The sequence below is a fragment of the Streptomyces sp. NBC_00209 genome, from assembly GCF_045206345.1.
Lineage (GTDB): Bacteria > Actinomycetota > Actinomycetes > Streptomycetales > Streptomycetaceae > Streptomyces.
On record NZ_CP108121.1, the window covers coordinates 4252731 to 4265317 of the forward strand.

Here is a 12587-nt window from a genome sequence, read left to right on the forward strand (position 1 = left end):
CACGCGTACCCGGCCGTGTAACTTGCAGGCCCTGGAGGGCCGGGGGGCCTTGGCCGGTGTGACGGGGGGAACGGGGCGATGAGTGTCCGGCTGATGGTGGTGGACGACCACCGACTGCTCGCCGAGGCGCTGGCCTCGGCACTGAAACTGCGCGGCCACCGGGTGCTGGCCGCCGCCGCGCCCACCACCGGGGCGGCGGACCTCGTCGTCGGACGGGCCCCGGAGGTCTGCCTGTTCGGCACCGCGTCGCCCGCCGTGCCCGGCACCTTCGACCCCGTCGTCCGGATCCGGCGCGAGCGCCCGCAGACCGCGGTGGTCGTGCTCGGCCCGGTCCCCAGCCCGCGCGGGATCGCCGCCGCCTTCGCGGCCGGGGCCGCCGGGTACGTCCGGCACGACGAGCGGATCGAGGGTGTGGAGCGCGCCATGGTCAAGGCCAGGGCCGGGGAGGCGGCCATCGCGCCCCAGCTCCTCCAGGGCGCCTTCGCCGAACTGCTCGACCCGGTGGCCCAGCCGGACGACGAGGGCCGCAGGCTGCTGCGGCTGCTCACCCCGCGCGAGGCCGAGGTGCTGGTCCGGGTCGCGGAGGGCGAGGACACCCGGCTGATCGCGGCCGGGATGCGGATCGCGCCGAGCACCGCGCGTACGCACGTCCAGCGCGTCCTGATGAAGCTCGGCGTCGGCTCCCGTCTGGAGGCCGCCGCGCTGGCCGCCCGGACCGGGCTGCTGGACCGGGCCGCGGTGACACGCCAGGGGCCGGACACCGTCGGCTGACGGTGTCCGGCCCCTGCCGCGTAACGGCTCTAGTCCTTTGGGGCGGGGCGGCGCAGGCGGGTCAGGACCAGGTGCGTGACCATGCCGAACAGCAGGCCCCAGAAGGCCGATCCGATCCCGTGCAGGGTGATCCCCGAAGCGGTGGCGAGGAAGGTGATCAGCGCGGCCTCGCGGTCCTTCTCCTCCGCCATGGCGCCGGTCAGCCCGCCCGCCAGCGCGCCGAACAGGGCGACGCCCGCCGTGGCCGCGACGAGTTCCTTGGGCAGCCCCGCGAACAGCACCACCAGCGTGGAGCCGAACAGGCCGATCAGCAGGTAGAACGCCCCGCAGGACACACCGGCGACGTACCGGCGCCGGGTGTCCTGGTGGGCCTCCGGGCCGGTGCAGATCGCGGCCGTGATGGCGGCCAGGTTGACCGCGTGCGAGCCGAACGGCGCCAGGACGGTCGAGACCAGGCCGGTGGAGCCGATGAGCAGCCGGTCGTCCGGGCGGTATCCGGCGGCCGTGAGCACCCCGATCCCGGGGGCGTTCTGCGAGCCGAGCGTCGCCAGGGTCAGCGGTACGGCGATGCCGATCAGGGAGGCCACGGAGAAGTGCGGCGTGGTCAGGACCGGAGTGGCCAGGCCGACGCCGTCCAGGTGCACATGCAGGCGCGAGGTGGCCGCCGCGGCCACCACACCGGCCGCCAGAGCGGCCAGCACGGCGTACCGGGGGAACATCCGCTTGCCGAGCAGGTAGGCCACGAGCACCGCCCCGCCGATGTACGGCGCGGAGGTGAGCGAGGTGAACACCCCGGTCCCGAAGGAGAACAGGATGCCGGCGAGCATCGCGGAGACCACCGCCGACGGCACATGGCGCATCAGCCGCCCGAAGACCCCGGTCAGCCCGATCAGGGTGATCACCACACCGGTGACCAGGAACGCGCCGACGGCCTCCCCGTACGAGTACGCGCCGAGGCTGGTGACCAACAGGGCGGCGCCGGGCGTCGACCAGGCGGTGATGACCGGCATCCGGGTCCGCAGACTGAGCCCGACGCAGGTCAGGCCGGAGCCGATGGAGATGGCCCAGACCCAGGAGCTGGTCTGACCGGTGGTCAGATGACCGGCCGACGCGGCCGCCAGCACGATGACCAGGGGCCCGGAGTAGGAGACCACGACGGCGATGAAGCCGGCGAGCACGGCCGAGAGGGACGCGTCCCGCCAGAGGCTGGGCCGGTGTCCGGCGGAGTCCTCCGCCGGAGGCGCCCCGCCGGGGTCCGTGGGGGCGCCGGCCGCCGGGGGGTGGGGGGTGTGGGTCTCAGAGCTCAACGGTCTTCCTTCGCGGCCCGCTCCAGGGCCTGTTCGAGGTCGGCGACGAGGTCCGCGGGATTCTCCAGGCCGACCGAGACGCGCAGCATGTCCTTGGGGGACGTGCTGCCCGGGCCCTCGAAGGTATAGCGGTGTTCGATCAGGCTCTCCACTCCGCCGAGGGACGTGGCCCGAATGAACAACTCGCAGTTCTGGGCGGTGCGCAGGGAGCGCTGCCACTCCCCGTCCACGTGCAGGGAGAGCATGCCGCTGAACCCGTCACTCATCTGACGTGCGGCGACGGCGTGGCCCGGGTCGTCGGCCAGCCCCGGGTAGGCGACCTTGCGGATCAGCGGATGGCCGGCGAAGTGCTCGGCGAGCGCCATGGCGGTGGCCGAGATCTGCCGCATCCGCGGGAACAGCGTGCGTATGCCGCGCATCAGCAGGTAGGTCTCCAGCGGCCCGAGCAGGGGCCCGGTCAGCCTGCGGTGCAGTTCCAGCCGTTCCCACAGGGCGGCCGCCCGCTCGCCCGGGTCCGGGGCCAGCACCAGCAGACCGGCCACCACGTCGGTGTGGCCGTTGAGGTACTTGGTCCCGGAGTGCATGACGAGGTCGGCACCGTGCTCGAACGGGCGGGAGTGGACGGGCGTGGGCACCGTGTTGTCCACGCCGAACAGGGCTCCGGCCTCGCGCGCCACCGCGCCCACCGCGGCGAGGTCCGTCACCGTCCAGGTGGGGTTCGCGGGGGACTCCGCCCACACCAGGCGGGTCGGCGCCGCGGCCACCGCGGCGGCGACGGCGTCCAGGTCGTCCATGGGCACCTGGACCACTTCGAGGCCCTGCTCCGTACCGAACTCCAGGAGCCACTTGGTGAGCCCGAAGTACATCGTCCGGGGCACCACGACCCGGGAGCCGGCGGGCAGCACCTGGAAGACGGCGGTCGCGGCGGCCATCCCGGACGAGAAGAGCAGCCCGCGCGAGCCGCCCTCCAGGCCGGCCACCACGTCCTCGACCTGTTCGTACCCGGGAGCCCCCTGGTCGCGCAGGTAGGCCAGGCCCGCCGGCGTGCGGTACTCGCTGTCCCTGGCGTAGGTGGCGCCCATGCTGATGGCGGGCGGCACGGAACCGGTAGTGGGGGAGCGCCAGCCGTCGCCCTGCGCGGCCCGGGTCTCCACGTGGTACGTGTGCGTCCAGGGCGTGTACTTCTCGCGGTTGTTCATCGGTTCCTCTCGTCGGACGGGGCCGCCCCGGATACGGCGGGGGTGCGGTGGAGGGTCGGGACGCCCCGCAGGTGCGGCAGGGCCGTGGTGAGGGCCAGCTCCGCGTCCAGCAGCGCACGCGAGGGGGTGCCGGGGGAGGGGACGTAGTGGTTGTAGTAACTGGAGCCCTCCGTGTGGGGGCCCAGGAAGAACAGCCGGGACTGGACCGCGCCCGCCCGGGAGATGCCCTGGCCGCGCCGGTTGACGTCCAGACCGGGCAGCGGGGTCCCGCCGGCGGTACGGGTCCGGACGCGGCCGGACCGGACCAGGCTGCTCAGCAGCGAGCCGGTGACCCGCTCCGCCACGGGCTCGCTCACATGGGCGTGCACCACGTGGTCGACGTCCACGACGGTGTGCTGGTCGAGAAGGGTCGACTCCAGCTGCCACGGGCCGCTCCCGCCGAGGGGCGGGACGACCTTGGGGCCGGGGCCCGGCCCCAGACGCAGCACGCCCGCGGCGAGCAGCGAGAGGAGCTCCGCGGAGCGGTCGAGCTGCGGGCCGATCACCAGACGGTTGACCAGCGGGGCGAAGGTGCCGAAGAAGTACGCCGACGACTCGTCGTCCAGGCCCGGAGCGTCCACGACGGCGCGGAGCGCGTCGCGGTGGTCGCGCAGGACCTCCAGGGCCTCCTTCAGGGGGCTGGCGCCGAGACCCGCGCGTGCCTCACCGAGGTCGTTCTCCACCTCGGCGGTGAAGTACGCGGTGTACGCGCGCTGGTCCGGCCAGGTGGGGGCGGGTGCGCCACCGAGGTCGTCGGAGGTGGCCGGTGCGCCGTTCAGCAGCTCGGCGACCGGGGCCGGGCCGAATCGCTCCCGTAAACCGGTGAGGACTCCTTCGTACCCCGACACGCTTGCCTCATCGGCGAGTCGGGCGGCGGCCCGGGCCGTGTCCGGCGTCCGGCCGCCCAGGTCGCGGGCGAGCAGGGTGCGGTACCAGGCGAGTTCCATCTCGGCGACGACGAGGGGCCGGACGTCCCGGGTGAAGGACAGCCGGCCGTCCGGTCGCCGTGCGCGCAGCGCGGACAGGCGTTCCCCGGTCAGCGCGAGCGGGGCGGGGCGGACCCGTCCGGGGTGGAGGTACGGCCTGCTCCGGGCGGGCAGCCCGGAGCGGTTGGCCAGCACGATCAGCGGTTGGCGTACTGGTTCAGCCAGTGCGTGTGCGGCTCGCGGCGCAGACGCCGCCTGATGTAGTTGATCCGCGACTGCAGGAAGCCGCCGTTGGCGTCGGGGGCGTCGATGACGACGACCTCCGCGCCGAGCGCCCGCATCAGCTGGACCGACTGGCGGTTGGCATTCGGGTCCGTGACGCAGGTGAGCGCGTACCCCTTGGCCGCGCACACCATGGCCAGGGCGACGCCGAGGTTTCCGGACGTCGACTCGATCAGCCGGGTCGGCAGAAAGGAGCGCCGCGATTTCTCGGCCTGCTCCTCCGCGTCACGGACCAGGGCGACCGCGGTCTTGAGTTTGACCGAGCCCGCTGGATTGAGACCTTCCAGCTTGAGGTAGAGGATGCTGTCGGGAACTAATTGGTCGAGCCGGACGAAGACGTCGTCCAGCACCAGGTCGTAGACTTCTTCTGCTATCACTATGTACTCCCCCTGGCCGAGGGACCCCCGTCTCTGCTCGGCCGTCAGGGATCCTGACACGAAAAGATGGCTCGATCAATCCGTATTCCAGCATGTGGAAAAGGTTGATTGATGAATGATATTCGGCCCTGAAAGGGAATTCATAATTCCGGGGCGGCCGGGACCCCGGGAACGCGGCAGGGGCCGGACCCCGTCGGCTGACGGTGTCCGGCCCCTGCCGCGTACGGGTCCTAGCTCTCCGGGGTGTCCTCCGGCGCGTGCTCCGGCGCCTGGGCCGGGCGCAGCTTCATCCAGACCAGGAAGAACAGGCCGAGCGCCAGCATGGCGAGGCCGGTCCAGAGGTTGATGTGGACGCCCTGGGCCTTCTTCAGGTCCGCGTCGGACGGGCTGATCCCGGCGATCGTCACGATGACCCCGTAGACCACGAAGAGGCCGCCGATGATCCGCCGGATGTCGAAGAGGCGGGCCGCCGTGGCGGACTTCTGCTCCAGGTCGGAGACTTCCTTGTGCAGGTCGGACATGGTGGGTACTCCGATCAGAACGAGTAGGGGACGTAGCACAGGGCGGCGAGCACGATGGCTCCCCAGCCCAGGAGTGCGGGCCTGCGGTACCAGGCGCTGTCGCCCTCCTCGGGCACCTCGGGGGCGCCCGGGGACTCGGTTCCGTAGACGAGGCCGGCGAGTTCGGCCTCGGGCTTGGGAGCGGTGAAGAGCGTGACGGCGATCATGACGACCGCGCCGGCGACGAAGCCGACGATCGCGGAGACGAAGTTGGCGCCCTGGTCGCTCGGGATGTCGATGACGCCCTGCTTGTAGATGACGAAGTAGTTGACCATCGCGGCCGTGGTGCCCGCGAGCAGGCCCCAGACACCGGACTTCATCGAGGCGCGCTTCCAGAACATGCCGATGATGAAGACCACGAAGAGCGGCACGTTGAAGAACGAGAAGAGCGTCTGGAGGTAGCTCATGATGTTCGAGAAGCTGGCGGCGATGAACGCGGTGCCGATGGAGGCCAGCACGCCGAGCGCCGTGATCATCCGGCCGAAGCGCAGGTAGTACGCGTCCGACTGGTCCTTCCTCACGTACCGCGCCCAGATGTCCGTGGTGAACACGGTGTTGAACGAGGAGACGTTGGCGGCCATGCCCGCCATGAACGCGGCCAGCAGGCCGGTCACCGCGATGCCGAGCACGCCGTTGGGCAGCAGTTCGCGCATCAGCAGCGGGATCGCGTCGTTGTACGTGGTGCCGGAGCCCTCGGTGCCGATGTTCGGCACGATCACGGCGGCGACCAGGCCCGGGATCATCACGGCGAAGACGATGAACATCTTCGGGAAGGCGGCGATCAGCGGGGTGCGCTGGGCGGCCGAGAGGTTCTTCGCGGACAGCGCGCGCTGTACCTCGGCGAAGTTCGTCGTCCAGTAGCCGAAGGAGAGCACGAAGCCGAGGCCGAGGACGATCGTCAGCCAGTTGGCGCCGAGCGGGTTGGCGTCACCGATGCCCGTGCCGCCCCAGGCCGACATGAAGTTGGAGCCGTGCTTCGACGTCAGTGAATCGCTCAGCCCGTCCCAGCCGCCGACGCGCTTGAGGCCCAGCAGGGTCAGCGGGATCAGCGCGGCGAGGATGACGAAGAACTGCAGCACCTCGTTGTAGATCGCGGAGGAGAGCCCGCCGATCGTGATGTAGACGAGGACGAAGAGGCCCGCGACGACGATCGCGACCCACTGCGGCCAGCCGAGGAGCGCCTCCACGACGATCGACAGGGCGTACAGGTTGACGCCCGCGATCAGGATCGCCGAGAAGGCGAACAGTATGGAGCTCAGCAGGTGCGCGGACTTGTCGAAGCGCTGGAGCAGGAACTCCGGCACCGAGCGCACCTTCGAGCGGTAGTAGAACGGCATCATCACGAGGCCGAGGAAGACCATCGCCGGGATGGCGCCGATCCAGTACCAGTGCACCACCGCGACGCCGTACTGCGCGCCCGTCGCCGCCATGCCGAGGATCTCGGTGGCGCCGAGGTTCGCCGCCACGAAGGCCAGACCGGTCACCCATGCGGGCAGTGACCGTCCGGAGAGGAAGAAGTCGAGGCTGGTCTTGACACTCGCCCGGGCGGCGAAGCCGATGCCGAGCACGACGACGAAGTAGATCGCCAGGATCGTGTAGTCGAGCCCGTTCGTGGGGAGCCGGAGCCCTGCTGCCAGATATTGCATGTGGGGGTCTCGCTTCGTTGCGCGAACTGAACCCGAAGGAAACTACGCTCTTGTGTTCAGAAAGTGAACAGTTCCCATGAGGTTCTTTGTTTGTTTGTGATCGTATTGCCGGAATCACAGGCTTCAAGCGCCCGTGATCCCCCGCGCATCGCCCGTCTGCCCGCTGGCGTCGACTCATTGACGCATCTGTTGACTTGTGGTTCATTGTGTTGGCTTATGTTGGGTGGGAGGAGTCTGGTGAAGAAGACGGTTACGACGCTCGCCGACGGCCGGGAGCTGATCTACTACGACAGCCGTGACGACCTCGTGCGCGAGGCCGTCGATACGCGCCCCCTCGACGCCGTCTCCACCTCGTCCGAGATCCGGCGCGATCCCCTGCTCGGCGACAGCGTGGCCATCGCCTCGCACCGCCAGGGCCGGATCTACCACCCGCCCGTCGACGAGTGCCCGCTGTGCCCGTCGCGCGAGGGCCGGCAGAGCGAGATCCCGGAGCCCGACTACGACGTCGCCGTCTTCGAGAACCGCTTCCCCTCGCTCGCCGGCGACTCCGGCCGCTGCGAGGTCGTCTGCTTCACCTCCGACCACGACGCCTCCTTCGCGGACCTCACCGAGGAGCAGGCCGGTCTCGTCCTGGACGCCTGGACCGACCGCACCGCGGCCCTGGCCCGGCTCCCGCAGGTCAAGCAGGTGTTCTGCTTCGAGAACCGGGGCGCCGAGATCGGCGTCACGCTCGGCCACCCGCACGGCCAGATCTACGGCTACCCCTTCGTCACCCCGCGCACCGAGCTGATGTTCCGCTCGATGGCCGCCCACCACGCGAAGACCGGCCGCAACCTCTTCGACGACGTGGTCGCCCGCGAGGAGGAGGACGGCTCACGGATCGTGCTCGCCGCCGAGCACTGGATCGCCTTCGTCCCGTACGCGGCCCACTGGCCGTACGAGGTGCACCTCCACCCGCGCCGCCGCGTCGCCGACCTGCGGGAGCTGGACAAGGAGGCGCGCACGGAGTTCCCACAGGTCTATCTGGAACTGTTGAGGCGATTCGACCGGATCTTCGGACCCGGAGAGCCGCCGACCCCGTACATCTCCGCCTGGCACCAGGCGCCGTTCGGGGTCCCCGGGCGTGAGGACTTCGGGCTCCACCTCGAACTTTTCACCATCCGACGGACCTCCGGCAAGCTGAAGTTCCTCGCGGGTTCCGAATCCGGCATGAGCGTGTTCATCAACGACGTGCCGCCGGAGACCGCGGCCCAGCGACTGCGAGAGGTAGCGAGCCAGTGAGCAAGACCCCGAAGAAGTACCTGGTCACCGGGGGCGCCGGTTACGTGGGCAGTGTCGTCGCCCGGCACCTGATCGAGGCCGGCCACACCGTCACCGTCCTGGACGACCTCTCCACAGGCTTCCGCGAGGGCGTCCCGGCCGGGGCCGACTTCATCGAGGGCCGGATCCAGGACGCCGCGAAGTGGCTCGACTCCTCCTACGACGGGGTGCTCCACTTCGCCGCGTGCTCCCAGGTCGGCGAGTCCGTCACCGACCCCGAGAAGTACTGGCTCAACAACGTCGGCGGCTCCACCGCCCTGCTCGCCGCGATGCGCGACGCCGGGGTCCGCACCCTGGTCTTCTCCTCCACCGCGGCCACCTACGGCGAGCCGGTCTCCAGTCCCATCACGGAGGCCGATCCCACCGCCCCGACCAGCCCGTACGGGGCGACCAAGCTCGCCGTCGACCACATGATCACCGGGGAGGCCGCGGCCCACGGCCTGGCCGCCGTCTCGCTGCGCTACTTCAACGTGGCCGGGGCGTACGGCGACTGCGGTGAGCGCCACAGCCCCGAGTCCCACCTCATCCCGCTGGTGCTCCAGGTCGCCCTGGGACAGCGCGAGTCGATCTCCGTCTACGGCGACGACTACCCCACCCCGGACGGCACCTGCGTCCGCGACTACATCCACGTCGCGGACCTGGCCGAGGCGCACCTCCTCGCCCTCGACGCCGCGACCCCGGGCGAGCACCTGATCTGCAACCTCGGCAACGGCAACGGCTTCTCGGTCCGCGAGGTCATCGAGACGGTCCGCGAGGTCACCGGCCACCCCGTCCCCGAGACCGCGGCCCCGCGCCGCGCCGGCGACCCGGCCGTCCTCGTCGCCTCCGCCGCCACGGCCAGGGAGCGGCTCGGCTGGCAGCCGTCCCGCGCCGACCTGGCCGGAATCGTCTCCGACGCCTGGACGTTCGCCCGCCGAGAGGAGCCCACCGCACCATGACCGAGGACCACGCAGAGCTCACCGCTTCCTTCACCGCGCTGTACGGAAGCGAGCCCGAGGGGATCTGGGCCGCACCCGGCCGGGTCAACCTGATCGGCGAGTACACCGACTTCAACGACGGCTTCGTCATGCCGCTCGCCCTCCCGCACACCGCCCGCGCCGCCGTCTCCCGCCGCACCGACGGCGAGCTGCGGCTGCACTCCACCGACGTGCCCGGCGGTGTCGTCCGGCTCCGCGTGGACGGGCTGACCCCGCACGAGGGCCACGGCTGGGCCGCCTACCCGGCCGGCGTCGTCTGGGCGCTGCGCGAGGCGGGCCACGAGGTCACCGGCGCCGACATCCAGCTGACCTCCACCGTCCCCACGGGCGCCGGGCTCTCCTCGTCCGCCGCCCTCGAAGTGGTCACCGCCCTCGCCCTCAACGACCTCTTCGGCCTCGGGCTCGACGCGGCGGAGCTCGCGGTCCTCGCCCAGCGCGCGGAGAACGCCTTCGTCGGCGTCCCCTGCGGGGTCATGGACCAGATGGCGTCCGCCTGCTGCACCGAGGGCCACGCCCTGCACCTGGACACCCGGGACCTCGGCCGCCGCCAGGTGCCCTTCGACCTGGCCGCGCACGGGCTGCGGCTCCTGGTGGTCGACACCCGCGTCAAGCACGCGCTCGGCGACGGGGCGTACGCGGAGCGCCGGACCGGCTGCGAGGAGGGCGCCCGCCTGCTCGGCATACCCACCCTGCGCGACCTGCCGTACGAGGAGCTGGGCGCCGCCCTGGACCGGCTCGCGGAGTTGGGCGCGGACGAGTCCGTCGTCCGGTACGTGCGCCATGTGGTCGGCGACAACCAGCGCGTCGAGCAGGTCATCGCGCTGCTGGACGCGGGTGACGTGCGCGCGGCGGGCCCGGTCCTCACGGCGGGGCACGTCTCGCTCCGCGACGACCTGCGGGTCTCCTGCGTGGAGCTCGACCTCGTGGTCGAGGCGGCCAACGCGGCCGGGGCGCTCGGGGCGCGGATGACCGGGGGCGGCTTCGGCGGCTCGGCGATCGTGCTGGTCGAGGAGGCGCGGGCGGACGCGGTCACCACGTCCGTCCTGGAGGCGTTCACCGCGGCCGGCCACGGCACCCCGGGCGTCTTCCCGGCAGTGCCGTCGGCGGGCGCGCGCCGACTGGTCTGACCGGGATCAGCCGAGTTCCTTGGTGAGGGTGTACTCCGTGACGCCCGGCGGGAAGTCCTCGACCCGGCCGCGTACCTCGTACCCCTGCTTCCGGTAGAAGCCGGGGGCCTGGAAGTCCCAGGTCTCCACCCGGGAGCGGGTGCAGGACCGGTCCGCCCGCGCCACCCGTTCCGCCTCGGCGAGCAGCCGCGCGCCGAGGCCGGAACCCCGGTGCGCGGTGTCGACCCACAGCAGCTCCAGATGGAGCCAGCTCGCCCAGGTCCGGGCCGCGAGACCGCCCGCGAGGCGCCCCTCGGCGTCCAGCGCCCAGACGTGCAGCGGTTCCTCCTGCGCGTCCGGGGCGCCGCGCAGGGCCCTCATGTGCGGTGAGCGCGCGGTGTTGTCGTCCCGCAGCGCCCGGTGCAGCCGCGCACGTCGTTCCTTGTCCACTTCTGTCTCAAGACGGAACATGCGCCCCAGCCTAGGGGGCGTCTTTCCGATCAGGGCCGGGTCCGAGGTGTCTGGCACGGCACCTCGCCGCGTTGCCGAACCGCCCGAATCGCTCCGCGATGCGGACGCCCCGGCGCCTTGCGATGCACCGCACCAGACACCTCGGCCTGTCCGACCCTGATCGAAAAGACACCCCCAGGACGCACCCCTGGACAAGTTCCGCCAATTACCTTCTCCCCGGAGCCCCCGCCCGTACGCTGATGCTCAGCGCGGCGGGGGGCCTGCCTCGGGCGCCCCGTCACACACAGCATGGGGGTGCCTGTGGCCCGTATCCGGGTTCTCGTGGTGGACGACCACCGGATCTTCGCCGAATCACTGGCCGCCGCGCTCGCGGTCGAGCCGGACGTCGAGGTGGCCGCGGCCGGCAGCGGCCCGGCGGCGCTGCGCTGTCTGGAGCGCGCGGCGGCCGAGGGCCGGGGGTACGACGTGCTGCTGGCCGACGCGGAGCTGGGCGCCCTCGCCGTGCCCGCCCCGCGCCAAGGTCCCGGGCAGACCGGTCCGGTCGACGGGATCGCCCTGGTCGGCGCGGTCCGCGTGGCGCGTCCCTCGGTGCGTACGGTGGTGCTCGCCGAGAAGGACGACCCGGCCCGGGCCGCGCTCGCCCTCAAGGCCGGGGCCTGCGGCTGGGTCGCCAAGGACAGCTCGCTGCAACGGCTCCTTGCGGTGATCCGGGGGGTGCTGCGCGACGAGACGCATCTGCCCGCCGCCCTGCTGACGGGGGTGCTGCGCGAGCTGCTGGCCGACCGCAAGCACCGCACCGAGAGCGAGAAGCTGGTCGAGTCGCTGACCCCGCGCGAGCGCGAGGTGCTGCGGTGCATGGTGGCGGGCCTGGGCCGCAAGGCGGTCGCGGAGCGGCTGTTCCTCTCCCCGCACACCGTGCGCACCCACATGCAGAACGTGCTGGGGAAGCTGGGCGTCCACTCGACGCTGGCCGCCGTGGCGCTGGCCAGACGCGCGGGCGTCGGCCCCGCCGACCTGGCCCAGGACCCGGGACTACCCGGGGATGTTGTCGAACGGGGCGGTCAACTGGCGTAGCAGCCCGGCCAGTTCGCCGCGCTGCTGACGGGAGAGCTCGCCGAGGATGGCGCGCTCCTGGGCAAGGAGGCCCGCCAGGGACTGGTCGGCCTTGTCGCGTCCCTCGGCGGTGAGCCGGACCAGGACGCCGCGCCGGTCGCTGGGGTCGGGCAGCCGCTCGACCAGGTTCTTCTTGGTGAGGCGGTCGATGCGGTTGGTCATCGTGCCCGAGGTGACCAGGGTCTGGGTGAGCAGTTGGCCGGGGGAGAGCTGGTACGGGGCGCCGGCCCGGCGCAGCGACGTGAGGACGTCGAACTCCCACGGTTCGAGCTGGTGCTCGGCGAAGGCGATGCGGCGGGCCCGGTCGAGGTGCCGGGCCAGGCGGGAGACGCGGCTGAGGACCTCGAGCGGTTCCACGTCGAGGTCGGGGCGCTCGCGGCGCCATGCAGCGACCAGACGGTCGACCTCGTCCTCCATGTGGATCAGTGTAGATGGTCTGTCGACATGAAGTCTCTTGAATTCGAGTGTCTTGACATCAAGATACTTGCGGACG

Annotated in this window: 13 protein-coding genes; 5 read left to right on the plus strand and 8 right to left on the minus strand. The window is 71.5% G+C overall.

The features are described 5' to 3' along the window. The first annotated feature begins 78 nt into the window (after positions 1-78). On the plus strand, positions 79-771 hold the full coding sequence (locus tag OG867_RS19400) for a LuxR C-terminal-related transcriptional regulator (protein WP_328900570.1): 693 nt from the start codon (positions 79-81) through the stop codon (positions 769-771). 29 nt (positions 772-800) lie between these two features. Here OG867_RS19400 and OG867_RS19405 read toward each other — a convergent pair whose 3' ends face one another. From OG867_RS19405 to OG867_RS19430, 6 genes are all read right to left on the minus strand, one after another. Then, positions 801-2078 (minus strand): benzoate/H(+) symporter BenE family transporter, encoded by a 1278-nt coding sequence (locus tag OG867_RS19405; RefSeq protein WP_406287004.1) that lies wholly within the window; start codon positions 2076-2078, stop codon positions 801-803. After that, a complete protein-coding gene (locus OG867_RS19410) occupies positions 2075-3277 on the minus strand; it encodes a trans-sulfuration enzyme family protein (protein WP_406287007.1) in 1203 nt (400 codons plus the stop codon). Before OG867_RS19410 ends, OG867_RS19405 begins: the two co-directional genes overlap by 4 nt. Next, a complete protein-coding gene (locus OG867_RS19415; RefSeq protein ID WP_406287010.1) occupies positions 3274-4437 on the minus strand; it encodes a hypothetical protein in 1164 nt (387 codons plus the stop codon). Before OG867_RS19415 ends, OG867_RS19410 begins: the two co-directional genes overlap by 4 nt. A gap of 2 nt (positions 4438-4439) precedes the next feature. Beyond that, a complete protein-coding gene (locus tag OG867_RS19420; RefSeq protein WP_406287012.1) occupies positions 4440-4901 on the minus strand; it encodes a pyridoxal-phosphate dependent enzyme in 462 nt (153 codons plus the stop codon). 230 nt (positions 4902-5131) lie between these two features. Beyond that, positions 5132-5422, minus strand: a complete 291-nt coding sequence (locus tag OG867_RS19425) for a hypothetical protein (RefSeq protein ID WP_328900564.1) — start codon at positions 5420-5422, stop codon at positions 5132-5134. A 14-nt stretch (positions 5423-5436) separates the two neighbouring features. Beyond that, positions 5437-7107 carry a sodium:solute symporter family protein gene (locus OG867_RS19430; RefSeq protein ID WP_328900563.1) on the minus strand — a complete coding sequence of 557 codons (1671 nt, stop codon included), beginning with the start codon at positions 7105-7107 and terminating at the stop codon, positions 5437-5439. 237 nt (positions 7108-7344) lie between these two features. On the opposite strand from OG867_RS19430, the gene galT reads away from it, so the two are divergent. From galT to galK, 3 genes are read left to right on the plus strand one after another with little or no spacing between them, the layout of a single operon-like run. Beyond that, complete coding sequence (gene galT, locus OG867_RS19435; RefSeq protein WP_406287015.1) at positions 7345-8388, plus strand: galactose-1-phosphate uridylyltransferase; 1044 nt, start codon at positions 7345-7347, stop codon at positions 8386-8388. Beyond that, positions 8385-9365, plus strand: a complete 981-nt coding sequence (galE, locus tag OG867_RS19440; RefSeq protein ID WP_328900561.1) for a UDP-glucose 4-epimerase GalE — start codon at positions 8385-8387, stop codon at positions 9363-9365. Before galT ends, galE begins: the two co-directional genes overlap by 4 nt. Continuing rightward, positions 9362-10531, plus strand: coding sequence for a galactokinase (gene galK / locus OG867_RS19445; RefSeq protein ID WP_406287018.1), 1170 nt, complete (start codon positions 9362-9364; stop codon positions 10529-10531). The genes galE and galK overlap by 4 nt, the downstream gene beginning before the upstream one ends. 6 nt (positions 10532-10537) lie before the next feature. On the opposite strand, the gene OG867_RS19450 is transcribed toward galK, so the two are convergent. After that, positions 10538-10981 (minus strand): GNAT family N-acetyltransferase, encoded by a 444-nt coding sequence (locus OG867_RS19450; protein WP_406287020.1) that lies wholly within the window; start codon positions 10979-10981, stop codon positions 10538-10540. Positions 10982-11269: 288 nt separating this feature from the next. Here OG867_RS19450 and OG867_RS19455 point away from each other — a divergent pair, with 288 nt between their 5' ends. Further along, positions 11270-12055 (plus strand): LuxR C-terminal-related transcriptional regulator, encoded by a 786-nt coding sequence (locus tag OG867_RS19455; protein WP_406287022.1) that lies wholly within the window; start codon positions 11270-11272, stop codon positions 12053-12055. Here the strand turns inward: OG867_RS19455 and OG867_RS19460 are convergent. Next, entirely contained in the window at positions 12014-12511 is a 498-nt protein-coding gene (locus OG867_RS19460; RefSeq protein ID WP_328900557.1) for a MarR family transcriptional regulator, read from the minus strand. The two genes, OG867_RS19455 and OG867_RS19460, sit on opposite strands and share 42 nt — an antisense overlap. Positions 12512-12587 lie beyond the last annotated feature (76 nt).